Origin of the sequence: Novosphingobium sp. SG754 (assembly GCF_013149315.1) — a bacterium.
GTDB lineage: Bacteria > Pseudomonadota > Alphaproteobacteria > Sphingomonadales > Sphingomonadaceae > Novosphingobium > Novosphingobium capsulatum.
Window position 1 is genome coordinate 399,094 of the sequence record NZ_JABGCC010000003.1, and the last position, 24,175, is coordinate 423,268.

Annotated in this window: 24 protein-coding genes; 14 read left to right on the plus strand and 10 right to left on the minus strand. The window is 64.0% G+C overall.

Annotated elements, in window-relative coordinates; all coding sequences use genetic code 11:
- Window positions 1–238 precede the first annotated feature (238 nt).
- The 4 genes from FHW97_RS09785 to FHW97_RS09800 are packed head-to-tail and all read left to right on the plus strand — an operon-like array spanning window position 239 to window position 5,692.
- Complete coding sequence (locus FHW97_RS09785) at window positions 239–1,804, plus strand: DUF389 domain-containing protein (RefSeq protein WP_171798820.1); 1,566 nt, start codon at window positions 239–241, stop codon at window positions 1,802–1,804.
- Window positions 1,801–3,078 (plus strand): sodium:proton antiporter, encoded by a 1,278-nt coding sequence (locus tag FHW97_RS09790; protein WP_062788741.1) that lies wholly within the window; start codon window positions 1,801–1,803, stop codon window positions 3,076–3,078. The genes FHW97_RS09785 and FHW97_RS09790 overlap by 4 nt, the downstream gene beginning before the upstream one ends.
- Window positions 3,075–4,487 (plus strand): DUF2254 domain-containing protein, encoded by a 1,413-nt coding sequence (locus FHW97_RS09795; RefSeq protein WP_171798821.1) that lies wholly within the window; start codon window positions 3,075–3,077, stop codon window positions 4,485–4,487. The genes FHW97_RS09790 and FHW97_RS09795 overlap by 4 nt, the downstream gene beginning before the upstream one ends.
- The gene (locus FHW97_RS09800) at window positions 4,484–5,692 is read left to right on the plus strand and encodes a hypothetical protein (protein WP_171798822.1); all 1,209 of its coding nucleotides are present in this window, start codon (window positions 4,484–4,486) and stop codon (window positions 5,690–5,692) included. The genes FHW97_RS09795 and FHW97_RS09800 overlap by 4 nt, the downstream gene beginning before the upstream one ends.
- Window positions 5,693–5,940: 248 nt before the next feature.
- On the opposite strand, the gene FHW97_RS09805 is transcribed toward FHW97_RS09800, so the two are convergent.
- From FHW97_RS09805 to FHW97_RS09820, 4 genes are read right to left on the minus strand one after another with little or no spacing between them, the layout of a single operon-like run.
- Window positions 5,941–6,279 (minus strand): carboxymuconolactone decarboxylase family protein, encoded by a 339-nt coding sequence (locus tag FHW97_RS09805; protein ID WP_370525356.1) that lies wholly within the window; start codon window positions 6,277–6,279, stop codon window positions 5,941–5,943.
- 34 nt (window positions 6,280–6,313) lie between these two features.
- Window positions 6,314–7,573, minus strand: a complete 1,260-nt coding sequence (locus tag FHW97_RS09810; RefSeq protein WP_168353259.1) for a TolC family protein — start codon at window positions 7,571–7,573, stop codon at window positions 6,314–6,316.
- Between the two features lie 11 nt (window positions 7,574–7,584).
- Window positions 7,585–7,788 carry a DUF2892 domain-containing protein gene (locus FHW97_RS09815; RefSeq protein WP_062788736.1) on the minus strand — a complete coding sequence of 68 codons (204 nt, stop codon included), beginning with the start codon at window positions 7,786–7,788 and terminating at the stop codon, window positions 7,585–7,587.
- Window positions 7,788–9,098, minus strand: coding sequence for an NAD(P)/FAD-dependent oxidoreductase (locus tag FHW97_RS09820; RefSeq protein WP_062788734.1), 1,311 nt, complete (start codon window positions 9,096–9,098; stop codon window positions 7,788–7,790). Before FHW97_RS09820 ends, FHW97_RS09815 begins: the two co-directional genes overlap by 1 nt.
- Window positions 9,099–9,255: 157 nt before the next feature.
- Between FHW97_RS09820 and FHW97_RS09825 the strand changes: the two genes are divergently transcribed.
- The 4 genes from FHW97_RS09825 (at window position 9,256) to FHW97_RS09840 (ending at window position 14,217) form a co-directional block, all read left to right on the plus strand.
- Window positions 9,256–9,594, plus strand: coding sequence for a rhodanese-like domain-containing protein (locus tag FHW97_RS09825; RefSeq protein ID WP_171798823.1), 339 nt, complete (start codon window positions 9,256–9,258; stop codon window positions 9,592–9,594).
- Window positions 9,595–9,794: 200 nt separating this feature from the next.
- A complete protein-coding gene (locus FHW97_RS09830) occupies window positions 9,795–10,691 on the plus strand; it encodes an efflux RND transporter periplasmic adaptor subunit (RefSeq protein ID WP_233251139.1) in 897 nt (298 codons plus the stop codon).
- On the plus strand, window positions 10,688–13,888 hold the full coding sequence (locus tag FHW97_RS09835; RefSeq protein WP_171798824.1) for an efflux RND transporter permease subunit: 3,201 nt from the start codon (window positions 10,688–10,690) through the stop codon (window positions 13,886–13,888). Before FHW97_RS09830 ends, FHW97_RS09835 begins: the two co-directional genes overlap by 4 nt.
- The gene (locus FHW97_RS09840) at window positions 13,885–14,217 is read left to right on the plus strand and encodes a helix-turn-helix transcriptional regulator (RefSeq protein ID WP_054132111.1); all 333 of its coding nucleotides are present in this window, start codon (window positions 13,885–13,887) and stop codon (window positions 14,215–14,217) included. The genes FHW97_RS09835 and FHW97_RS09840 overlap by 4 nt, the downstream gene beginning before the upstream one ends.
- A gap of 194 nt (window positions 14,218–14,411) precedes the next feature.
- Here the strand turns inward: FHW97_RS09840 and FHW97_RS09845 are convergent, their stop codons facing one another.
- Complete coding sequence (locus FHW97_RS09845; RefSeq protein ID WP_171798825.1) at window positions 14,412–14,726, minus strand: hypothetical protein; 315 nt, start codon at window positions 14,724–14,726, stop codon at window positions 14,412–14,414.
- A gap of 84 nt (window positions 14,727–14,810) precedes the next feature.
- On the opposite strand from FHW97_RS09845, the gene FHW97_RS09850 reads away from it, so the two are divergent.
- The 5 genes from FHW97_RS09850 to FHW97_RS09870 all read left to right on the plus strand — a co-directional run bounded on the left by FHW97_RS09850 (window position 14,811) and on the right by FHW97_RS09870 (window position 18,579).
- Window positions 14,811–16,373: a cytochrome ubiquinol oxidase subunit I gene (locus tag FHW97_RS09850; protein ID WP_171798826.1), complete on the plus strand. Its 1,563-nt coding sequence runs from the start codon at window positions 14,811–14,813 to the stop codon at window positions 16,371–16,373.
- Window positions 16,374–16,384: 11 nt separating this feature from the next.
- Window positions 16,385–17,533 carry a cytochrome d ubiquinol oxidase subunit II gene (gene cydB / locus FHW97_RS09855; RefSeq protein ID WP_171798827.1) on the plus strand — a complete coding sequence of 383 codons (1,149 nt, stop codon included), beginning with the start codon at window positions 16,385–16,387 and terminating at the stop codon, window positions 17,531–17,533.
- Between the two features lie 29 nt (window positions 17,534–17,562).
- Window positions 17,563–17,655 carry a cytochrome bd oxidase small subunit, CydX/CbdX family gene (locus FHW97_RS09860; protein WP_255476817.1) on the plus strand — a complete coding sequence of 31 codons (93 nt, stop codon included), beginning with the start codon at window positions 17,563–17,565 and terminating at the stop codon, window positions 17,653–17,655.
- Window positions 17,656–17,742: 87 nt separating this feature from the next.
- On the plus strand, window positions 17,743–18,219 hold the full coding sequence (locus tag FHW97_RS09865) for a DsrE family protein (protein WP_171798828.1): 477 nt from the start codon (window positions 17,743–17,745) through the stop codon (window positions 18,217–18,219).
- 168 nt (window positions 18,220–18,387) lie between these two features.
- Window positions 18,388–18,579 carry a type II toxin-antitoxin system RelE/ParE family toxin gene (locus tag FHW97_RS09870; protein WP_253941704.1) on the plus strand — a complete coding sequence of 64 codons (192 nt, stop codon included), beginning with the start codon at window positions 18,388–18,390 and terminating at the stop codon, window positions 18,577–18,579.
- 419 nt (window positions 18,580–18,998) lie between these two features.
- Here FHW97_RS09870 and FHW97_RS09875 read toward each other — a convergent pair whose 3' ends face one another.
- The 4 genes from FHW97_RS09875 to FHW97_RS09890 are packed head-to-tail and all read right to left on the minus strand — an operon-like array spanning window position 18,999 to window position 21,670.
- Entirely contained in the window at window positions 18,999–19,382 is a 384-nt protein-coding gene (locus FHW97_RS09875; protein WP_168353377.1) for an SDR family NAD(P)-dependent oxidoreductase, read from the minus strand.
- Between the two features lie 22 nt (window positions 19,383–19,404).
- The gene (locus FHW97_RS09880; protein WP_171798829.1) at window positions 19,405–20,388 is read right to left on the minus strand and encodes an aldo/keto reductase; all 984 of its coding nucleotides are present in this window, start codon (window positions 20,386–20,388) and stop codon (window positions 19,405–19,407) included.
- A 31-nt stretch (window positions 20,389–20,419) separates the two neighbouring features.
- Entirely contained in the window at window positions 20,420–21,253 is an 834-nt protein-coding gene (locus FHW97_RS09885; RefSeq protein ID WP_168353375.1) for an SDR family oxidoreductase, read from the minus strand.
- Between the two features lie 27 nt (window positions 21,254–21,280).
- Window positions 21,281–21,670, minus strand: a complete 390-nt coding sequence (locus tag FHW97_RS09890; protein WP_171798830.1) for a UrcA family protein — start codon at window positions 21,668–21,670, stop codon at window positions 21,281–21,283.
- A 337-nt stretch (window positions 21,671–22,007) separates the two neighbouring features.
- On the opposite strand from FHW97_RS09890, the gene FHW97_RS09895 reads away from it, so the two are divergent.
- The gene (locus tag FHW97_RS09895; protein WP_370525355.1) at window positions 22,008–23,558 is read left to right on the plus strand and encodes an ATP-binding cassette domain-containing protein; all 1,551 of its coding nucleotides are present in this window, start codon (window positions 22,008–22,010) and stop codon (window positions 23,556–23,558) included.
- A gap of 332 nt (window positions 23,559–23,890) precedes the next feature.
- Here the strand turns inward: FHW97_RS09895 and FHW97_RS09900 are convergent, their stop codons facing one another.
- The gene (locus FHW97_RS09900; protein WP_171798832.1) at window positions 23,891–24,097 is read right to left on the minus strand and encodes a hypothetical protein; all 207 of its coding nucleotides are present in this window, start codon (window positions 24,095–24,097) and stop codon (window positions 23,891–23,893) included.
- Between the last annotated feature and the right edge of the window lie 78 nt (window positions 24,098–24,175).

Consider the following 24,175-nt stretch of genomic DNA (forward strand, 5'->3'; position numbering starts at 1 on the left):
GCCAGCGGGCCAACAGTCGTGTCCGGACGTTTCCCGTGTTGCATACCCATGACTTTGCCAGTGCTCTTGCCCGGCTTTGCCACGCGCTTTGCCGAGGGGCCTCTGCATCCCGATTGCGGCCCGCACCGGTGCCGTGGCACCGGATCAACCGCCGCCGATTGGCGTTGAAGCGATCGCGGGTGCCGCACTGCGGCCCTCGGGAATGGCGGCGGGCCTTTGCGCAGACAGCGGAGCAAGCATGGAAGCATTGACGGAACCGGCCCGGAACACAGGCATGCGGGTGGGCGCGCGGCTAAGCCGACTGGCGCTTTACCGCTGGTGGCGGCGCCGGGTCGTGGGGCAGGTCGATCACCAGGCGGTCGTTGCGCGCATCTTCGCGGAAAGCTGCTGGTCACCGCGCTATGCCTTCATGACGATGATGTCTGCCGGGATCGCGATGCTGGGATTGCTGCTCTCGTCTCCGGCGGTGGTGATCGGTGCCATGTTGATCTCGCCGCTGATGAGCCCGATCCTGGGCTTCGGATTCAGCCTCGCACTGTTCGATTTTGCCGAAATGCGCCGTTCGCTGCTGGCGCTGGCGGTCGGTGCGGTTGCGGCGGTGGCATTCACGGCGCTGATCGTCACGGCCTCGCCCTTGCAGGCCCCCACGGCGGAGGTCGTGGCCCGCACGCGCCCCAATCTGTTCGATCTGGGCGTCGCCCTGTTCGCCGCGCTCGCGGGGAGCTTTGCGATCATTCGCGGGCGCGGCGAAACGATCGTGGGGGTAGCGATCGCCACTGCCCTGATGCCGCCGCTTGCCGTGGTCGGCTATGGCCTGGCAACGTGGAACCTGCCCGTGCTGGGCGGCGCATTGGCGCTGTTCGTCACCAACTTCATCACCATCGCGCTCTCGGCAACGGCGATGGCGCGCTATTACGGCTTTGGCCACCAGCTTTCCAGCCGTCAGAGCTGGACCCAGACCATCCTGCTGCTGCTGGTTTTTGTGGCCATGGCCGTGCCGCTCGGCCTGGCGCTCAACCGCATCGCGCGCGAAGCCCTGATCGTCTCGGAAGTGCGGTCGCTGCTGAACAAGCGCTTCGGCAGCGCTTCGCGCGTGACCCAGCTCGACGTGGCATTCGATCGCGAACCCAACGTCATTCGCGCGGTGGTCATCACGCCGCGCGGGCAGACGCAGAAGACCGTGGTGCTGCAAAAGGCGATCGAACAGGAACTCGGGCGCCCGGTTCGCCTCAATATCGACCAGATCCTGCTCGAACCGGGGGCCGGCGCGATCGAGGCGCAGCGCGAGGAACTGCGCCAGGCAGGCGATCAGCCGGACCTGGAGACACAGCGCCTGGCCGGAATCGCGCGGATGATCGCGCTGATCACCGGTGTTTCGGCCGATGACGTGACAATCGACCGGGATCATCACCGCGCCACGGCGGCGGCCGTGCCGCTGCCCGGCGCAACCGTTGCTACCTATCGCGTGCTCGAAGCCCGCGCTGCCGCGCAGACCGATGGCTGGAGCGTGGCGATCGTGCCACCGCAAGGCCCGCTGCCCGAGATCGCCTTTGCCAATGATGCCGACACGCTGGACCCGGTGGCGCGCGAGGCCGTGCTGGTATCGGCCTGGGCGGCGCGGCGGTGGAATGTGCCCGCGCTGGGCGTTCCGGGGCTGCCGGCCGGGACAACGCCGGCGCGGCCAAGTCTGGCCCAGCGGCGCGCCCTTGCCATCGCAGCAACGCTGGCGACGCAAGGCGTCAACGCGCTGCCAGCGCCCGGCGGTGGGCAGAGGTTCCACTTGTCGACCGGAGACGGCCAGTGATCGCCGGCGTGGCGCTGACGCCGTTCGATGCGGCGGCCATTCTCATCGTGCTGGCCGCCGGGCTGGGCTATTGCAACTATCGCTTCCTCAAATTGCCCGCCTCGATCGGGCTGACAGTCATGGGCGCGATTGCCTCGTTGCTCGTCGTCGGCATAGCCCGCGTCGTGCCCGGCGCCGCGTTCGCGCGGGATATCGTCGGGTTCATCGCCGGCATCGATTTCCACACCACGCTCATGGACGGCATGCTCTCGTTCCTGCTGTTTGCCGGCGCGCTGCATGTGGATTGGCACGAGATGCGGCGCGGTCGCTGGCCGATCATCGTGCTCAGCACCATCGGCGTGGCGCTGTCGACGGCCCTGATTGGCGGCGGCTTCCTGCTGCTGGCCCGCGCCATCGGCTTCGAACTGCCGGCGATCTGGTGCTTTGTGTTCGGCGCGCTGATCAGCCCGACCGATCCGGTCTCGGTGATGGGCGTGCTCAAGCGTGCCAACGTCTCGCCCACGCTCGAGGCGACGGTGGCGGGGGAAAGCCTGTTCAACGATGGCGTGGGCGTGGTCATCTTTACCATCCTGCTGGTATCGGCCCTTTCGGGTGAGGCATTTTCCCTCGGCCATGCCGCCGGCCTGTTCGCCACCGAGGCGGGCGGCGGCGTCGTGCTCGGGCTGGTCATCGGCTGGATCGCGTTCCGGCTGATGCGCTCGATCGACGATTACAAGGTCGAAGTGCTGATCAGCTTGGCGGTGGTGATGGGCGGCTATGCCATTGCGCGGCCGCTCCATGCCAGCGGGCCGGTGGCCATGGCCGTGGCCGGGCTGATCATCGGCAATGCCGGCGTGGCCCATGCGATGAGCGACACGACCCGCGATTATCTGCACAAGTTCTGGGATCTGATCGACGATATCCTCAACACCGTGCTGTTCCTGCTGATCGGGTTGGAAGTGGTGACCATTCCGGGAGATCTGCGCCTGGTGGTCCTGGGCCTTGCTGCCATTCCGCTGGCACTCCTGGCGCGCTCGATCTCGGTGCTCCTCCCACTGTGCGCGATCCGTCCTGGGCATCGCTATGGTCTGGTGGCCCCCGTTACGCTGATCTGGGGCGGGCTGCGCGGTGGTATATCCATCGCCCTGGCGCTGGGGCTGCCCGATGGCCCGGCGCGCCCGATCATCCTGGCAGCGACCTACCTGGTGGTGCTGTTCTCGGTCATCGGGCAGGGCGGCACGATCAAGGGCGTGTTGCAGCGCCTGACCGCGAGGGATGAAGGAGCGCCGGCATGAAGGCGCGGCTGCTGCGGCTGTCGAACACCCTGCGCGAAAGCTATTGGTTCGTCCCCACGATCATGGCCCTGGCCGCGCTGCTGCTGGCCTTGACCACGGTGATGATCGACAGCCATGCCGGATCGACGACATGGACGACCGGATTGCCCGGGCTCGACACGGCCCGGCCCGATGGCGCGCGCAGCCTGCTGTCGGCGATCGGCGGTTCGATGATCGGCGTTGCCGGGACGACCTTCTCGGTCACCATCGCGGCGGTGGTCTATGCCTCGGGGCAGTATGGCCCGCGCCTGCTCAGCAACTTCATGTCGGATCGGGGCAACCAGGTTACCCTCGGCACCTTCATCGCCACGTTCGTCTATTCGCTGGTGGTGCTGCGCACGATCCACTCGGCAGGGGAGGGCGGCTCGGCGGTCGCGGCGTTCGTGCCGCAACTGGCGCTGTTGATCGCCCTGGTCCTGGTGCTGTGTTCGATCGCCGTGCTGATCTACTTCATCCACCATGTGCCGATGCAGATCCACATCAACAGCGTGATCGAACAGATCGGCGGGCGGTTGGTCGATGATATCGAGGCGCGCTTTCCGGCCCGGGACGAGCCCCCGTCGGCCGCGCCCGCGAGTGCCATGCCGATGCCTGCTGCCTTGTTGGACGAGAGGCCCGTTGCCGGCCCGGACCGACCCGCCACGATCGCGTGTCACGGCATGGGCTATATCCAGCTCATTGACGAAAGCGCCGTCATCGCCGTGGCCAAGGAGCACGACATGGTCGTCCGCCTGCATCGCCAGCCAGGTGATTTCGTGCACAAGCACAGCGTCTTGATGACGGCCTGGCCGCCCGATGCCTGCACCGGGCAGGCGGCCACGGCCCTGCGCCAGGCTGTCGCGCTCGGCTCGCGGCGCAGCGCGCTGCAAGACCTGCGGTTCCTGATCGATGAACTGGTGGAGATTGCCGCGCGCGCCTTGTCGCCGGGCGTAAACGATCCGTTCACGGCCAGCAGTTGCCTCGACTGGCTGGGTGCGGCGCTGGCCACTCTGGCGCGACGGCACCTGCCGCCGGGCCAGCGCGTGGATGCGGAGGGAAGCCTGCGGCTGGTCGCGCAGCCCGCAACGTTCGAGGGTTTTGTCGACCGCGCGTTTGGCGCCCTTGCCCAGTATGCCAGCGCCGACATGATCGCGGGCAAGCACTATCTCGATGCGCTGGGCGATGTTGCGCGCAACTGCGATGATCCTGCACTTATCGCAACGCTGGCCAGGCAGGCCCGCGCCTTTCGCGCGCTGGCTGCCAAGGCGCTGGATGGCGCATGTCGCGATGCCGTGTTGGCGCGCGCCGACAGCGCGCTGAACGCCTTGGTCCATGCTGGGGGGCAAGACAGCCACGCCGGCGATGCAGACCGAATGGAAGGGATCATATGATTGTTGCCGTTGCCCTGATCGTGGCGCTTGTCGTCACCCTGGCGCTGACCTTCGGCCGGTTTGCGCGCAGCGATACCTGGCGCGCGACGGTCACGCCCTTGGCGTCCATCATCGGATCGGGCTTTCTCATCTGCGGGCCGCTGCTTGCGCGCGAGTTCGGCAGCGCGGCGCTCGGGGCCATGGCTATTCTGCTCGCCATTGCCTATGCGGCGGGCGCGGTGATCCGGTTCAACATCGTGCATGTCGAAAGCTATCTTGCCACAGCCAGCTTCAACGATCCCGTCGCCTGGCTCGCACGGCTGACGCAGGGCGTGCTGGCGCTCGCCTATGCGGTGTCGGTGGCCTATTACCTCAAGCTGCTGGCGGAATTCTCGCTCAAGCCGATCGCCATTGCGCCCACGCTTCAGCCGCTGGCCGCCAACACTATCGTGACCGTGCTGATCATGCTGATGACGCTGCTGGCCCTGGGGGGCAGCCTGCGCAAGGTGGAGCACCTCGCCCACGGTACGGTCTCGCTCAAGATCGGGATCATCGCCGGCCTGCTCGTGGCGCTGGCGCTGGCGTGGGGGATCGGCGGGATGCAAGCGGCATTGCCGCCTGCGCGGCTGTCGTTCGCCAGCGTGCCGATGCTGCTCGGCCTGCTGATCACGGTGCAGGGCTTCGAGACCTCGCGCTATCTCGGACATGCCTATCCGGCGGCATTGCGGGTCCGCACGATGCGGCATGCGCAATGGATTTCCTCGGCGATCTATCTGGCGTTCATTGCGCTGCTCACACCGTTCCTGTCGCGCGCTGCGGCCACCCAGGGGGTGGCTGGCATTCTCGATATCATGGAACTGATCGCGCCGGCGCTTGGCGTGTTCGTGCTGATCGGCGCTGTTGCCAGCCAGTTGAGTGCGGCGGTGGCAGATTCTATCGGCTCGGGTGGCCTGATCAACGAGGTGTCACGGCGCAAGATCAGCGTGCCGCTCGCGTTCCTGCTGGCTGGCGCGCTGGCGATCGTCATCGTCTGGCTGACGGACCCATTCGAGGTGGTCGCGCTGTCATCGCGCGCCTTTGCTTTGTTCTATGCGCTGCAATGTGCGCTGGCGTTGATCGTTTCGGTCAGGAATGGCGTGGGAACAGCGGCGCAGCGGATCGGCGTTGGCGCCATCGGTCTGGTCTGCCTGGTCGCAGCGGCGGTCGGCGCACCGGCGGAAGGGTGAGGGGCTGCCACGGGGCCGCCGTCTCCCTGCTCCGTAGTGGGCGTCCCCCCAAGCGCGCGATTGCCGATTCCGTTAAGGCCATGCCCAGCCTCGTGATGATAACCGTTGGCATTTCCGCAGCGCTTTGAAATGAAGACCCAGCGAAGCGCTCCAGCGAAGGGTTGAAACCCAATCAACCTCTTCAAAACAAGGATGCCATGGGCCTCGCCATCTATATGGATTTTGCATGAATAGGGCGGGCGCTGCGATCAGGCGCCTGGCGCCTGATCTGCGGCGAATTGATCGTAGGCCTCCACCGCTTGAGCGGCATACATCAGGCTGGGACCAGCGCCCATGTAGATGGCGAGGCCCATGGCATCCATCACCTCTTCGCGGGAAGCACCGTGCCGGACGGCGGCCTGCGCGTGAAAGGCCACGCACCCATCGCAGCGGATCGCGACCGCAATGCCCAGCGCGATCAGCTCCTTGGTCTTGCTGTCCAATGCACCATTGGCCGTGGCGGCGCTGGCCATTGCAGAGAAATTCTTCATGACATCCGGTGCGCCAAGACGAACTTGCTTGATCGCGCCCGACAGTTCCTTGGCCATCTGCGGCCAGTCCTTATGCATCAAGTTCCTCCTCTCAAGGATTGATCTGTCCAGCCAGAGCATTCAATTGCCAGGCGGCAACCATGCGCTGGCCCTCCGCCTCGATGGCGGCCGCATCAGCTGCGGTGGCCTCGCGCTCGGCGTCGAGAACGGCCAGAGTGGGCTTGGCGCCGACCTTGGCTTCCAGTTGAACGCTGCGCAAAGCTTCGGCGGTCGCGGCGGAACGGGCCGCGCTGGCGTCGACCACGCGGCGCGCGGTCTGAAGGCCGGTCCAGGCGGCGATGACCGCAGCGTCGATTTGTTCCCGGGCCTCGCGCGCGCGCGCCTCGCTGGCGTCGAGCGTGGCGTCGGCCTCGTGGATTTTGGCAGTGGTGCGACCACCGGCAAACAAGGTCCACCGGCCACGTATACCCACTGCCATCGCATCTGCGCGGTAATCGGGGAAGAATTGGTCGCGAGTGCGGGTCGCCTCGGCAAAGGCGCCAATGGTGGGCAGGCTTTCCGCCTTTGCGCCGCGTACCCCGGCTCGGGCGACGTCGATGCCTTTTTCGGCCTGTGCGAGGACGGGATTGGCGTGATGGGCATTGTCGAGCGCCTCGTCCAGGCTGGGCGGGGTGGCAGGCAGCGCTGGCAAGGGGGCGAGCGCGCCCGCTTCATGGCCGGTCAAGCGGACATATTGGGCTTCTGCGGTCACGCTGCGGCCCTGCGCGGCAGCTAGGCCAGCTTCGCCCTCGGCCCGGCGGGCGGTGGCAGCGGCAAGATCCGAGGCGGGGATTTCGCCGGCTTGAAATCGCAAGCGGGCTTGCCGCTCGACTTCAGCCAGTTCGGTGGCCATTTGCTGAAAGCGTGTCTCAATCCGGCGCGCTGCCAATACCTCAGCATGCGCAGCCACCGCGCCCACGATCACCCGCGACCGTGCATCGGCCAGCGCCAGCGTGGCGATCGCCTGCCCCCCACGCGCCTGGTCCACCGCCGCAGCCACCCGCCCGCCGGCATACAGTGGCATTTCCGCGCCTGCTCGCAGCGCCAGCGGCGTGACATTGCTGGCAGTAAAGCCAAAGAAGCCACCATTGTCGATGCGCCCGGCGCCAATCTGTCCTTCGACGCTGAGCATCGGGTTGCCCTGTGCCTTGGCGCCGTCGAGCCTTGCTTGTGCCTGCGCTTCTCCCGCCTGGGCCTCGGCCAGGACAGGAGCGTGCGCCAAGGCATCGGCGATGGTGGCATTCAGATCCTGCCCTTCGGCAAAGGCGGGCGAGGCCACCAACAAGGGCAACAGCATGATCAGATGACGCATGGCATCAGCCCTTATTTGAACGCGCAGCCCGGCTTTACGCCCAGCGCGCGGAACAGGATGGCGGCGGGACAAAAGCCCGTCACACTGGCTTGGACCATGTTGGCCCCGGCAAACATGGTGAGGTAAATCCATGCAGGGTTCACGAACTGGGCGGCCAAGGCGCTGCCCAAAACAACTGCCCCGGCAAAGCGCATCACAGCGGAATCAAGGCTCATCACACATCCTCCTTGGTGGTTTCTTTCAGCTTGTTGATACCCAGCATTTGCAGCGCGAGCTTTTCATAGAAGGGCTCGCTGACGCCCGAGCGGACCTTCTTGAGGAAGTATTTTTCAAAGCCGACCTTGGCGAGGTGAACCCATTTGCCATGAGATGACCAATTGACGTTACGCGGCGGGATCTGGGGCTGGGCCACAAAGGCAACGCCTCCGTCGCCGAAATCGGCAAGGCACACCGCGTTCCAGCTCGGCACTTCATTCGGCTCACGCCCATCGAGTTCGGCGGCGATATTGTGGGCCACGGCCGTCACCATGCTCTCGATCATGAAGCCGGTCTTGGGCACGCCCACAGGAACCGGCGTCGGTCCCAGCGGCGGAATCGCCACGCAAACGCCCAGCGAGTAGACGTTCTTGAAATTGGGGTTGCGCTGGTGCTTGTCGGCCAGGATGAACCCGCGCGGATTGGTCAGCCCTTCGATGCCATACACGGCCTTGATGCCACGGAAGGCGGGCAGCAGCATCGAGAAGCCGAACGGTAGATCATGCACCTTCTTGACGGCGCCATCCTCACCCACTTCCTCGACATGGGCCATGCCGTCATCGAAGCTGGTGACGCGGGCGTTGGTCACCCACTTGATGTGCCGCTCGCGCAACTGGCTTTCCAGCAGGCCCTTGGTGTCACCCACGCCGTCGAGGCCGAGGTGGCCGATATAGGGCTCGCTGGTGACGAAAGTCATCGGCACCTGGTCGCGGATTTTGCGACGGCGTAGCTCGGTATCGAGGATGAGCGCGAATTCGTAGGCCGGACCGAAACATGAAGCGCCTTGCGCCGCGCCCACCACGATCGGCTTTGGGTTTTTGCAGAATTCGTCAAACACGTCGGCGGCATGTGCCGCATGGTCGGTCCGGCAGACCGAAACCGTGTGGCCATCGGGGCCAAAGCCGGGAATCTCATCAAATGCCAGTTCAGGCCCCGTGGCGATCACCAGATAGTCATAAGACATGCTGGTGCCGTCGCGCAGTTCCACGCGGTTTTCGGCTGGATGGACACGGGCGGCACCAACGCTGGTAAAAGTGATGCCCTTCTTGGCCATGACCGGCGGCAGCGACACGCGGATCGCGTCGGTCTCGCGCCACCGCACTGCCACCCATGGGTTGCTCGGCACGAACCAGTAATCGTCACTGTCCGACACCACGGACACCTCTGCGCGGCCTTTGGTAGCATCTCGGATCTCGTAGGCGGCGATGGTACCGCCGAGACCAGCGCCCAGCACAAGGATGCGGGGCAATGCGTTTGCAGGCTTGGACATGGATCAGCTCTCCCAGAGATATGCGGCCCCTTGGCTTTCTGACCGATGGGGACTCGGCATCCGCTTCAATCGCACTTGACTAATATAACTATTAAGCAATATAAGCAAGTGATGTTTTTTACGCGTCTTCATACGCTGCGGAATGGGAGAGCGAATCATGGTCTTTGGCTTTGAAAAATCGGCAAAACACCGGGAGGTTGGGCCGCAGGAACTGGCGGGCATGGTTGCCGCGAATCAGGTTCTCGTCGTCGATGTGCGCGAGGTGGACGAATTCGCGAGCGGGCACATTCCCGGCTCGATCAACATGCCGCTGTCCACTTTTCAGCCCAGCAAGCTGCCCGCGCCCGGCGCCAGGCAACTTGTCCTGACCTGCCTCGGTGGCAAGCGGTCGGGCATGGCGCTCGACAAATGCGCGGCTGCGCAAGCCAGTGTCGACACCCATCTGGCTGGCGGTTTTGGCGCCTGGGCCAAGGCTGGATTGCCGGTCGAGCGCTGAGTGCAGGCGCGCAGGATCGGGCGCATCGGGCGTGGGTACGGGAGATGACAATGGTTGGAAGCCACTGGGGGGTGAAAGGCATGCAGGGCCGGGGTTTGACGGTCGGGGCCTTGGGTGTTGCGCTCATGGCGGCAACACTTCAGGGCTGTGGGCAGGACAAACCTGTGCCTGACGCGGGAGTGTCGGCGAACGGGCCACGCTTGACCGTAACTGCCAGCGATACGCCCGACTGGCAAAGCGTGTCTGCCGAGGTGACCAGCCAGGATCAGGCGCAAGTGCTGGCGCGCATTCCCGGCCTGCTGACCAGCCTGTCTGTGCGCGCCGGCGATATGGTGCGGCAGGGCCAGGTCATCGGCCGGATTGCCGACAGTCAGCTCACCTATCAATCCGCCGCTTATGGCGCCCAAGCTGCCGCCGCACAGGCGCAGGCCGCACAGGCCAAGGCCGAGCTGGATCGCGTGAAGTTCCTGGCCGCCAATGGCGTCTATGCCAAGGCGCGTCTGGAGCAGGCCGAGGCAGGCGCCAGCGCCGCCGCGGCCCAGACACGGGCCGCCCATGCCCAGCAGGCCAGCATTCGCGCGATGGCGGGCAATGGTGCGGTGGTCGCGCCAGCCAACGGCCGCGTGTTGCGCGCGGATGTGCCGGCCGGATCGCCGGTGGTGCCAGGGATGGTGGTGGCGGTGGTCACCTCCGGCCCGGTGGTGCTGCGGCTCGATCTGCCAGAAGGCCTGGCGGCCAAGGTGAAACCGGGCGCGCGGGTGCGCGTCGATGGGATGAGCGGCGAGGGTAGCGTGACGCGCATCTATCCGGCGGTGACCGCTGGGCAGGTCAGTGCGGATGTCGCCATGGCCGGGCTGGATTCGAGCCTGATCGGGCGGCGCATGGCGGCGCAGTTGGCGGCTGGAATCCATCGCGGGATCATCGTGCCCCGCGCTTTCATCGTCACGCGCTACGGTCTCGACTATGTGCAGGTTGCGACAAAATCTGGCGGGGTAATGCAAGTGCCCGTGCAGACATCGCCCGCCGCAGATGCCAAGAGTGTCGAAATCCTCTCGGGCGTCAATGCCGGCGATGTGCTCGTGGGAGGCGCCTCATGAATCTGGGCATTTCCGGGCGCATCACGCGTGCCACCATTGCCTCGCCCCTGACGCCACTGTTCCTGCTGGCGGCGATCCTTGTCGGGCTGATCGCCACGATTACCATTCCGCGCGAGGAAGAGCCGCAGATCAAGGTGCCGATGGTCGACATTCGCGTTGCCGCGCCCGGCCTTTCGGCGGCGGACAGCGTGGAACTGGCAGGCAAGCCGCTCGAGCAGATCGTCAAGAGCATCGACGGCGTCGAGCATGTCTACACCCAGGCGCAAGACAATGGCGTGATGGTGACGGCGCGGTTCAATGTGGGCCAAGACCCTGAAGCGGCCGCCACCCGTGTGGACGAGAAGATCAAGGCGAACATCGACAAGATCCCTGCCGGCGTCCAGCCCCCGCAGATCACCGTGCGCGGCATCAGCGACGTGCCCATCGTGGTCTTGACGCTCACCCCCAAAGGACCGGGCTGGGACGAACGCAGCCTTTACACGCTGGCTAGCAAGCTGCGCACGGAATTGGGCAAGGTGGACGATGTGGGCTTGACCTTCATCACCGGGGGACAGCGCGAGGCGATCCGCGTTGTCCCCGATCCAGCAAGGCTGGCGGCGGCGCGTGTGCCGCTCTCCAGCGTCATCGATGCCATCCGTCAGGGTGGCCGCAGCTTCCCCGCCGGCTCGGTCCGCGAGGGTGGGGCAGCGCTGGCCGTGAGCGCAGGCGCGCCTTTCGCCAGTGTGGATGAGGTGCGCCGGCTGACAGTGCGCTCTGCAAGCGGCGCGCCGGTGCTTCTGGGCGATGTTGCACAGGTTGAGCAAGGCGGCGCGCAGGATCAGGCGCGCAGCTGGCGCTGGAGCAAGGATGGCAGCGGATGGCGACAAGCGCCTGCTGTCTCCATCGCCATTGCCAAGCGCAACGGGGCCAATGCCGTCACTGTTTCTCAAGGTGTAGTGGCGCGGGTCGAGGCGTTGAAGGGCGGGCTGATCCCGGCCAGCGTTTCGGTCAATGTCACGCGCGACTATGGCGAAACGGCGAATGACAAGGCCAATGAACTGATCTTCCATCTGGCTTTGGCGACAGTGTCCATCGTCATCCTGATCGGCTTCGCCATCGGTTGGCGCGAGGCGGGGGTGACGGCGATTGTCATTCCCACCACCATCATGCTCACCATGTTCGCCTCGCGGATCATGGGCTTCTCGATCAATCGCGTATCGCTGTTCGCGCTCATCTTTTCGATCGGCATTCTGGTCGATGACGCCATCGTGATGATCGAGAACATCGCCCGGCACTGGGGCATGAACGATGGTCGCAGTCGCCAGCAGGCCGCTATCGAGGCCGTGGCCGAGGTGGGCAATCCCACGATTATCGCGACCTTGACGGTGGTGGCCGCCTTGCTGCCGATGCTGTTCGTTTCGGGGTTGATGGGGCCTTACATGGCGCCGATCCCGATCAATGCCTCGGCGGCGATGGTGTTCAGCTTCTTTGTTGCGGTGGTGATCGCGCCCTGGCTGATGATCCGCTTTGCGCGGGGTGCGCTCGCCCATGGCCATGCGGGCGAGGATGGCGGCAAGCTCGGCGCGCTCTATGCCCGCTATGCCAAGCGCGTGATCGCCACGCGGGCCAGCGCCAAGCGCTTTCTGATCGGCGTTGGCGTTGCCACTTTGGTGGCCTGCTCGATGTTCTATTTCAAGGCCGTGACGGTCAAGCTCTTGCCCTTCGACAACAAGAGCGAAGTGCAACTGGTGGCTGATATGCCCGAAGGCACTTCGCTGGAGGAAACCTCGCGCATTCTGGAGCAGGCCAGCGCCATTGCGCGCCAGATCCCCGAAGTGAGCGCGATGGAAGCCTATGCAGGTACGGCGGCGCCGTTCAACTTCAATGGCCTCGTGCGCCATTATTTCCTGCGCAGCCAGCCCAATCAGGGCGATGTCATGGTCAGCCTCGCCGCTAAAGGCGATCGCAGCCGGTCGAGCCATGCCATTGCCGTTGATCTGCGTGAACGGTTGCGGGCGCTGGCACTGCCTGCCGGTGGCGTGATCAAGGTGGTGGAAACGCCGCCGGGGCCGCCGGTGCTGGCGACCTTGCTGGCAGAAGTCTATGGACCTGACGAGGCGACACGGCAGAAAACCGCGCTGGTGCTCGAGCAGATTTTCAAGTCCGTGCCCTTCATCGTCGATACCGACAACTCGTTCGGCGTGGCCCGCCCAACGCTGCGACTGGTGCCTGATCGCGACAAGCTGGATCACTATGGCTTGGCAGAGAGCCAGGTGCTCGACAGCATCGGTGCGCTGATGGGGCGGCAAACCCTCGCCTACGTGCCGCGCGGCGCCGATCGTGAACCGCTGCCGGTGGAGATCGGCCTCGATCAATCGCAGCGGAGTTGGTCGGGCGCGCTGGCGGCGACGCCTGTGGCGGTCACGCCCGCAGGGCAGTTGCTCAGCCTTGGTGAACTGGTTGATGCCAAGGCCCAATCTGGCGGGCAGGCGATCTTCCGCCGCGACGGGCGGGGCGCCACCATGGTGATGGCCGACATGGCGGGCCGCTACGAGGCGCCGATCTATGGCCTGCTGGCGGTGGACAAGGCAGTGGAGGCCTATGACTGGGTGGGCCATGGGCTGACGAAACCGACTATCCTGATGCACGGCCAGCCCGACGACGAAAGCCACACATCGATCCTGTGGGATGGCGAATGGGAGATCACCTGGGTCACCTTCCGCGACATGGGCGGAGCCTTCATGGTGGCGCTGCTGGCGATCTATGTGCTGGTGGTGGGGCAGTTTGGCAGCTTCAAACTGCCGCTGGTGATTCTCACGCCCGTGCCGCTGACGCTGATCGGCATTGTCTTGGGCCATATGCTGTTTGGCGCGCCGTTTACCGCCACCAGCATGATTGGCTTCATCGCGCTGGCCGGGATCATCGTGCGCAACTCGATCCTGTTGGTCGATTTCATCCGCCATACCGCCACGCCCGGCAAATCGCTGCGCGATGTGTTGATCGAGGCCGGGCGTATTCGCGTCAAACCCATCGCGCTGACCGCCGCTGCCGCCATGATCGGCGCAAGTGTGATCCTCACCGATCCGATCTTTCAGGGGCTGGCCATTTCTCTGCTGTTCGGGCTGGCTTCCTCCACGTTGCTCACCCTTCTGGTCATTCCCGCCATCTACGTGGTCTTGCGGGATGACGGGATTGCCTTATCTGGAGGGGCACTATGAAGCCCACTGACCTTTCCGAATTGAAATCGAACGCTACGCATATGGCGGCGCGGCTCAAGCTCATGAGTCATCCCGAGCGCCTGTTGATGCTGTGCCGCATGGACGAAGGTGAGGTCAGCGTGAGCGAGCTGGTGGCGATGACGGGCCTTTCGCAGTCCGCCGTTTCGCAGCACCTGGCCATGTTGCGCGCCGAAGGTGCGGTGAACGTGCGCATCGACGCGCAGGTACGCTGGTACAGCCTGAGCGATCCCGTCGTTTCGGGTGTGATCCACGCCATGTGCGCGCTATGCGATGCGGGCGCTGTTGGTATGCACGCCAAGGCCTGCTGAAGGTTTCGGTTAAAGACTGATCGTCTGATTGGCCAAGGCTAGGCGGTGGCTGATCAAGATCAGCCCCGTCCCTGTCTCCTCCAGCTACGCGCCAAGCCTTTGCACAAGGCGGCTTTCGATTGCGGCGTCCAGTACTGCGCTCGGTTGATGCAGCACCAGCCATGGGTGCCCGGCCAGCAAGGCCCGCGCAAAGGCTACACGCCGTCTTTGCGCGCGAGACAGCTGCGCCCCATCGCCGCCCAGCCATTGATCCAATCCATCGGGTACGCTTCCAGCAGATCGACATCGCGGCCAAAGCAGGCAACCATTTCGCCGCGGCGCAAAGGCAGTGGCCCCGCCAGTGTGGGCTTGGCGATGTGGGCCAATAGCTCCATGCGCAGATCAGACCGCGCAAACGGCGCGGCGCGGTGGCCCCGCATCCGCTCGCCGTAGCGGGCGCCCTGGACGGAGCGAGCGAGGGAAAGGGACTTGAACATATTACAAATCAATAATATTAGAAATATCTGCAATTAGCAAGCGAGTCTACGCGTGTGTGTCGCCTGCCATTGCCGGTGTTGTGCGGAATGCGCAGCCTTACCAAGGGGGCATGTCCGATGGATATGGCGGTTGTTGAGTTATCCCGGCTGCAGTTTGCACTGACAGCCATGTACCATTTTCTTTTCGTGCCTTTGACGCTCGGCCTCTCTTTCATGCTGGTCATCATGGAGAGCATCTATGTGATCACCAAGCGCCCAATCTGGCGGGTGATCACGCGGTTCTGGGGCAAGCTGTTTGGCATCAACTTCGTGTTGGGCGTGGCAACGGGCCTGACCATGGAGTTCGAGTTCGGCACCAACTGGGCCTATTACGCTCACTACGTTGGGGATATTTTCGGTGCCCCGCTGGCGATTGAAGGGCTGATGGCCTTCTTCCTCGAAGCGACCATGGTCGGCGTGATGTTCTTCGGCTGGGATCGCCTGGGCCGGGTACAGCACTTGATGGTCACCTTTCTGGTCGCGCTGGGCACCAACCTTTCGGCGCTGTGGATCCTGATTGCCAATGGCTGGATGCAGAACCCGGTCGGCGCCACGTTCAACCCCGAAACCATGCGGATGGAAGTGACCGATTTTTCGGCGGTGCTGTTCAATCCGGTGGCGCAGGCCAAATTCGTGCACACCGTCAGCGCGGGCTATGTCTGCGCGGCGACCTTCGTGATGGGTGTTTCGGCGCTTTATCTGCTGCGTGGCAAATACACAAATATTGCTCGCCGTTCGATGATGGTGGCCTCGGCCTTCGGGTTGGCCTCGGCGCTGTCGGTGGTCGTGCTGGGTGATGAAAGCGGTTATGCGCTGACCGACAACCAGAAGATGAAACTGGCCTCGATTGAAGCCATGTGGGAAACCGAAGCGGCCCCGGCCGCCATCACGCTGGTGGGCTTGCCCGATGTGGCGGCGCGCACCACGCATGGCGCGATCAAGTTGCCCTATGTCATGGGCATCATTGGCACGCGTAGCCTGACCGGCAAGATCGACGGGATCGAGGAACTGGTGCTGCGCGCAGACGAGCGCATCCACAGCGGCATCATCGCCTATGATGCGGTGGAAAAGCTGAAGGTTGACCGCGCCGATGGGCCTGCCCGCGCTGCCTTTGAGGCGCATAAGCGTGACATCGGTTACGCCATGCTGCTCAAACGCTACGTCGCCGATCCGCGCAAGGCGGATGACCAGCTGATCCTGAAAGCGGCGTGGGACACTGTGCCCAATGTGCCGGTGATGTTCTTCCTGTTCCGGGGGATGGCGGCATTGGGCTTTGGCTTTATCGCCTTCTTCGGCATGGCCTTCTATTGCGCCTCGGCCTGCCAGTTCTCAAAGCGCTGGTTCCTAAAACTGGCGGTGGTGATGATCCCGCTGCCGTGGATCGCGATAGAATCGGGCTGGGTGCTGGCCGAAATCGGGCGTCAGCCCTGGGCGGTGGACGGCGTGCTGCCCACCTTCCTTGGTGCCTCCTCGCTGACCGTGCCGCAGGTGTGGGCGACGATTTTCGGCTTCACCGCGCTGTATGGCACGCTGGCCGTGATCGAGATCCGCCTGATGATCGCCGCGATCCGCAAGGGGCCGATCGAGCACCACGAGCTTACCGCGCAGGCGCAGGGCTTTGCCCTGCTACCCGCCGAATAAGGGGACAGGATATGCATATCCCTCTCGATTATGAAACGCTGCGGGTAATCTGGTGGGCGCTTCTGGGCGTGCTGCTGATCGGCTTTGCGCTGACCGATGGCTATGACCTTGGCGTTGGGGCTTTGCTGCCCTTCGTCGCGCGTACCGATCAAGAACGCCGGCTGGTCATCAACGCCATCGCCCCGCACTGGGAGGGCCATCAGGTGTGGTTCATCCTTGGTGGCGGCGCGATTTTTGCGGCATGGCCGTTCGTCTATGCGGTGAGCTTTTCCGGCTTCTACCTTGCGATGTTTCTCGTTCTGGCGGCGCTGATCCTGCGGCCGGTGGCGTTCAAGTATCGTTCGAAGCATGCCGATGCCGTATGGCGCAACCGCTGGGATTGGGCCCTGTTCGTGGGCGGTTTCGTGCCGGCGTTGGTATTCGGTGTGGCGGTGGGAAATGTGCTGGTTGGCGCGCCCTTCCGCTTCGATAGCGATCTGCGCATGACCTATGAGGGCACGCTGCTTGGTCTGTTCACGCCCTTTACGCTGCTCACCGGCCTGCTCTCGGTGGCGATGCTGGCGCTGCATGGTGCGGGCTGGCTGGCGGTGAAGATTGAGGAAGGGGTTGTGCTGACCCGCACCCGCGCCATCGCCCGTATCGCGGCGCTGGCCAGCATCGCACTGTTCCTGATCGGCGGGGTGATGGTGGCCAAAGGCGGCATGGGGCTGGCGCTGACGGGGGCTGTTAATACCCAAGGCCCGTCAAACCCGCTGATGTCGGCCAGCGTCGCTGCGCCCGGTGGATGGTTGGCCAATTACAGCGGGCATCCGTGGATGGTGCTGGCGCCGGTCTTGGGGCTGCTCGGGCCATTGGTTGCACTGGTGGGTATCGTCAAACGATCCGGTGCGCTGAACCTCATCGGCACCGCGCTGGCCACTACCGGCATCATCGCCACGGTGGGCCTGTCGATGTTTCCCTTCATCCAGCCGTCCTCGATTGACCCGCGCTCCAGCCTGACCGTTTGGAATGCCTCGTCCAGCCATATGACTTTGTTCATCATGCTGATTGTGACGGTGATCTTCCTGCCGATGGTGCTGGGCTATACGGCCTGGGTGATGAAGATGCTGGGCGGGCGGATCACTCTGCGTGATGTCCAGACCAACCCCGACTTTTACTGAAAGGAACTTCCATGTGGTATTTTACATGAGTGCTGGGTTTGGGCCTTGCGGTGGGCTTTGGCATCATCAACGGGCTGTGGCACGAATTCAATTCGCCGATAGACGATGATCCTGCGGTCTGAACCTTCACGGTTAAGCATGTCAGGACACAGCGGCGCCGACCCTTCCCGTCGGCGCCGCTTTGGTTTGGAATTGGAAGGGGGTGCGGGATGAGCGCAATTTCGAGGATCTGTTCCTTGGCCTTGGTCGCAGCAGGATTGGCCTTTCCAGCCTTTTCTTTCGCCAAAGGGCGGCATGCTGTCGCGGAACAGCCCTATTATGTCTTTCAAAAGGTGGTCTACCAGAACGATGGTGGTTGGCCGGATGACAAAGCCTATTTCAACCGCCTGTTGCGCCATATCGGCGCGCATATTGCCGCCACAGACGGCAAAGTTGAAATCCGTGTTGTCAACTTTGCAGCCGGGGTAAAGCTTTTCGTGATGGCCAAGGAGGATGCCGAGCTTGCCAAAGCCGTTGATGAGCTGCGGGCCAAGGGCGTGCGCTTCCTGGCCTGCAACAATACGATGCAGGGGATGAAGCTGACCCCTGCGGACCTTTATGGTGTGAAGCCTGATGATGTCGTTCCCAGCGGGGTTGCTGAAATCGCGCGTTTGCAGGGCAAGGGCTATGTCTATCTCCATCCATGAGCGGTCATGAATCCTTGAGCTGTCATGACCCTTGCAGATCACATCCTGTATGCGGGCGCTTGGGCGGGTTTTGCCCTATGCCACAGCCTGACGGCGGGGGCTGAGCCTTCGCATGGTATGGGTCGTCCGGGCACGTGCGATTAGCCAGGCCGGGTTGCAAGGCTGACTGTGGCGCGCTTTCGTTTAACGCGCGCCGCAGCCGACGATCTGGCAGCCATCTTTCTGGACGGGCTCGAGCAGTGTGGTCTGCTGCAGGCCGATGCCTATCACGAAGGGTTGGGCGTCGTTTTCGCGTTTCTTGCGGACTACCCCCATGCAGCGCGCTTGCGCGAGGACATCTTGCCGCCTGTTCGCAGGTGAAAGTTAGCAGGCTTCGTGGTGGGGCAGACATCGGCCTTGCCCAACTGGCGTCTGCCGCGATGTGACAACGCACTTGCATCATCATGGTAGAAAACCGTCCGATACCCGCTGTGCTGGGGACCGGCACATTGACCATTTGATTCGACGGTTCCGTTCCAGCAAGGCCGGTTGCACTTGGTCAGCCTCGCTAGCGCTGGGAGGCGCTCGCCGATGGCTCTAGAGCGCTGAAATCGTAAGTGTGAAGCGGTCATGACCAAAAGCCTGCCACAGAAACGGCGAGCACGCTTGGACTGGCGACGTGAAAACGGATGGCTGAGAAAAATATGTAAGTCGTTGTGTTTGATGGATTGTAGACGATCAGGTGGGCGATCTGTGGGCAAAAGCAAAGAAAAATTTTTCTTTTGTTATTAAACAACGACTTAGAGATTTTTTCCGATTCCTCCCGCTCCGCCTGACGCGATCTCCCTGCCAAACGCTTCGAGGACAAGTGCCGTGCCATAGAGATCAACCGCGAGAATGGTGGCCACCGGCGCCTGCGAGGGTGACACACCCGCCGCATGGATCACATTCAGTACAGGCCCAAGGGCCGCCGCATGACTGGCCAAGGCCTCAACCGAGGGGCGGGAGGAGACATCGATCTGAGCGGCGGTCACCGTGAAACCTGCATCGCGGAAAGTGCGCGCAGCACTCTCTGCGGCATCGACGCGCAAGTCCGCGATCACCACCTGCCGTCCTGCGCCCACCCTTCGGGCAATGGCCTGGCCGATGGACCCGGCACCAATCAGAACCACCACTTCACGCATATCAGTCACTCCCCCTTGCCGACTATCGCCCAACCCGAGCTTTTATGGCAGCGGGATAACGCTTGCCCACGATGGGCATGGCATCGAGGGCTTGGGCGATCTCGGCAAGGTCTGCGTTGGTCAAAACCACCGCCTGCGCGCCCAGATTCTCATCCAGCCTGTGTGCCTTGGTGGTGCCAGGGATCGGCACGATCCACGCCTTTTGTGCCAATAGCCAGGCGATGGCGATCTGGGCCGGTGTCGCCCCCTTGGCTTGCGCAATCGCAGTAAGTCGTTCAACCAGCGCAGCATTGGCCCTGCGGTTGGCCTCCTCGAAACGCGGCACGACGTTGCGGAAATCGTTCGCCGTGAATTGAGTGTCCTGCGAGATCGCTCCGGTCAAGAAGCCCTTGCCCAGCGGGCTGAACGGCACGAAACCAATACCCAGTTCCTCGCACACTGGCAGCACATCCTGCTCGGGCTGACGCCACCACAGCGAATATTCGCTTTGCAGTGCCGCAATTGGCTGAACCGCATGGGCGCGACGGATTGACTCCACCCCGGCCTCGGACAACCCGAAATGCCTGACCTTGCCCTCGGCAATCAGGTCGCGCACAGTTCCCGCGACATCCTCCATCGGCACGGCGGGATCGACCCGGTGCTGATACAGCAGGTCGATATAGTCAGTCCGCAGCCGCCGCAGCGCGCTTTCGGTCACCGCGCGGATCGTTTCGGGCCGACTGTCCAGACCATCGGCGGTCTTGCCGTGGCGGAAACCGAACTTGGTGGCGATCACCACCGCATCACGCACGCCTTCCAGCGCCTTGCCGACCAGTTCCTCGTTGGCACAGGGGCCATAGGCCTCGGCCGTGTCGAAGAAGGTCACACCGCTATCGACCGCCTTGCGGATCAGCCGGACGCCGGCGGCCTCGTCCACCGGGGGGCCATAACCATAGCTCAGTCCCATGCAGCCAAAGCCGATTGCTGAAACTTCGAGACCACTGCGGCCAAGGGTGCGCTTTTCCATCGTTTTGTCCTTCGTGTCAGTGTGGGGCTGCTCAGCTCGGAAGGCCTAACAGGCCCGCGCGCATGGCCGCGATCACGCCACCGTCGATCAACAAATCGCTGCCGGTAACAAAGCCCGCATCCGGTCCCAGCAAGAAGCTGGCGGCAACGGCGATCTCCTCAGGCGGCGCCATGCGGCCTGCAGGCGAGGCTGCGATCATTGCGCGATAGCCATCGCCGATGGGCGAGTTCAGTTCATGCTGCGCCAACGGCGTGGCCACGATGTCTGGGCTGATCGCGTTTACCCGCGCACCGCGCGCTCCCCAGCGGATGGCTTCGGCCTGCACGCGCAGGATGTTGGCGCGCTTGGCCACGATATAGCCGACCATCGAATTGGGCACAGCCTCGATCGACAGGCACGGCAAGGCCAGCAGGTCATCGGCGGGCGTGGTTGCCAGCGCATGCTCGACGTCGGCCGGCAGGCGTTCGCCCATGTGGCCGGCCATGCTGGAAATCACCAGTCCCGCCCCGCCCGGCGCGATCACCCGCCCAAATTCCTCGAACACCACCGCCGTGCCATAAAGGTCCACCGCCAGCACCTTGTCCACGCTGGCCATGTTGGGCGAGAGGCCAGCGGTGTTGATTACCTGCACCACCGGATCCAGCTCCGCTGCGGCATTGACCAGGGCCGCAACCGATGCACGCAAAGAGACGTCCACCTGGCGCGCCACCACGCTAAAGCTGGCGCCTTCCAACTCCTGGGCCGCCTTGGCCAGCAGATCGGCATTCCAGTCGGCCAGCACGATTGTTTTGCCAATGCCCTGACGCCGCGCGATGGCCATGCCAATCCCACCTGCGCCGACGATCACCACCACATGCTTTGCCATAATCGCTCCTGCCATCATGGAGCCAGATTAGCCTGTGGCATTGGTGACGATTACCGGGCGCACGGCGGTGTTGGCGGCCACCGTGGTCTTGGATGCGCGGGCCAGCGCCAACTGCTGGCGGGTTTCGATCTGGGCCAAGCCGCCCTTTACCGCCTTGCTGTAGCAGTGCCGCTCGTCGGTGGTCATGTGGCCCGAGCCATCGGTGTACGGTGTGCAGATCTGGGCGGCCACCCGGCGTACTTGCGCCTGCAGGGCCTTCACCGCCTTGGGCGAGGTGAAATCGACATGCGCGATGTCCATCTCGGCGTGCGGGATGTCGGCGGTCGTGTCCTGCGCGGCGGCAGGCATGGCGCTGATCGCGGCCAGGGACGCGAGCGAGAGGGCAACATTCTTGGCGAAGTTGGTGATCGAGATCATGGTCAATTCCCCTGTCAAAAGTCAGTCCAGGCGTTCGTGCCTGACAAGGGATTGACTATCCGGACCACGCCCCGCTTACGCGTGACGGCCGTCACGCCTGCACTTTTATTGTCTGAGGTGGCCGTTCCTTGCTGGACGGATGGCAACTGAACCAGCGTTCCAGGCGGTCAACCGTCCAGGATTTGCGCGCGCCGCCATGTTCGTGTTAAAGCCATGGCAGGCCATGACGATGGCGGGCCGACATGCAGGAGGATGAGATGGACCGGAAGACGCGCTGACCCTGCCCGTCCATTTTCAATCCGGTGCTCTCATGTCTTCTTTTCTTACGCTTGATTCCGTGGCGCTTGCCACGCCGTCAGGGCATCTGCTCTTTTCCGATCTGACGCTCACGGTGGGCCGAGAGTGCGTGGGCGTCGTGGGGCGCAATGGCTCTGGAAAGTCCACCCTGCTGCGCGCCATCCTCGGCCAGGCGCCGGTGCACAGCGGCGCCGTTGCGGTCAACGGCAGCGTCGCCATGCTCGAGCAGATCGTCACGCCAGGCAATGAGCTTGCAGCCCACGCCTTGGGGGTTTCAGCAGGGCTTGCGCGGCTGGCGCGCATCGAAGCGGGATCCGGCACGGAGCGGGACTTCGGCGAAGCCGATTGGGACTTACCCCGGCGCCTGGAGGAGGTGCTCGCTGCCGCCGGGTTGCCGCCGGTCGATCTTGGCCGCCCCATGGCCAGCTTTAGCGGCGGAGAGCGGACACGGCTGGCCATCGCCGGACTGTTGCTCGCCGAACCGGATCTGCTCCTGCTCGACGAGCCGACCAACAATCTCGATGATGATGGCCGCGCCGCTGTTGCAGACCTGCTTGCCAATTGGCGCGGCGGTGCCATTCTCGTCAGTCATGATCGCGCCTTGCTCCAATCCGTCGACAGGATCGTCGCCCTGTCACCTGTCGGCGTATCGATCCACGGTGGCGGCTGGTTGGAGTGGGCAGCCGCGCGCGACGCCGCCCGAGCGCAGGCGGAAGCTCAGCTCGAAGCGGCAGAACGCGACGTTCGCGCTGCCCGCAAGGAGGCGCAATCCGCGCGTGAGGACCAGGCGCGGCGGGATCGCGCTGGCAAGGCCTATGCCGCCAGCGGCAGCGCGCCCAAGATTCTGCTGGGCCGGCAGCGCGAGCGTGCCGAAAACAGCGCTGGGGGTAGCCATGCCCAGGCACAGGATCGCATTGACGCGAAAGGCGTGGCGCTGGAAACGGCACGCACCCGCATCGATGTCGTCACGCCGCTCAAGGTCGCCATTGCGCCTTGCCACCTTCCGCCAGGCCGCCTCGTGCTTGCTTGTCACGACGTCATCTGGGGTGTGGGCGAGCGCGAGGTCATCGCTGGACTGACGCTCTCGCTGCGCGGCCCCGAACGCGTGGCGCTGACCGGGCGCAACGGTGCTGGCAAGACCACGGTTCTGAAGCTAGTGGCAGGGCTCATCGCGCCGACGAGCGGCACAATCGAACGCCTCGTTCCATTCGCCATGCTGGATCAGACGGTAAGCCTGCTTGATCCCGACGCGAGCCTGATCGACAATATGCGTCAGTGCAATCCGGAACTTGGCGAAAACGAAGCGCGAGCCGCCCTCGCGCGGTTTGCATTTCGCGGCGCCGCCGGCGATCGGCTGGTGCGCGAACTCAGCGGCGGCGAACGCCTGAGGGCAGGGCTTGCCTGCGTGTTGTCCGCCCGGAGCGTGCCGCAGTTGCTGCTGCTCGATGAGCCGACCAACCATCTCGACGTCGAATCGATTGAGGTGATCGAACAGGCGCTACGCGCCTTTGACGGGGCGTTGCTGCTGGTGAGCCACGATGCGGCATTTCGCGATGCGGTCGGCGTCACGCGAGAGATTCAACTGGCCTAAACGGGGCGCAGACGCCAGTTGGGCGTCGCCCTAGCGGTTGCCTTGGTCTTGCGCTGTCACTAGCTTCTAACGCATGGGAACCGCCTTGAACACGACCGCGTGGACACCGCTTCCTGGGATGGTCACCATTCCCGGCGGCACCTTCATGATGGGGTCGGCGGCCTACTACCCCGAGGAAGCGCCACACCGGAGACGAATGCCGGCTTTGCCTGCTTCGTGGCGGAAACCGGGTATCAATTGGGGCCACCGCCGGATTGAGAAAGCCCATGCCCGCGCAGGCGTCGCGGCCGGTGCGCGCGCCAGCACAGCCTGTGCCGGAGGGCCATCACGGATCAGAACTTGGCGCCGAATGTCGCGCCAACATAACGATTGGCGTCCTTGTTGACGAACGCCGTGAGGTCGCTGGGATTGGTCGCACTGGCCATCAGGCGGGTGTGCACCATTGATGAATAATCGTTCTGGTTGCAGAGGTTGCGCACGAACAGCGTCAACGTGTAGCGGTATACCCGGTCCTGCAGCCCGATGTTGGCCGGCAGCACCTCGACAGGACACAGGATGCCCTTGATCTCGAGGCTCTTGGCGGTCGACTTGCGCGCTCCTGGGCGGCAATGGCATCG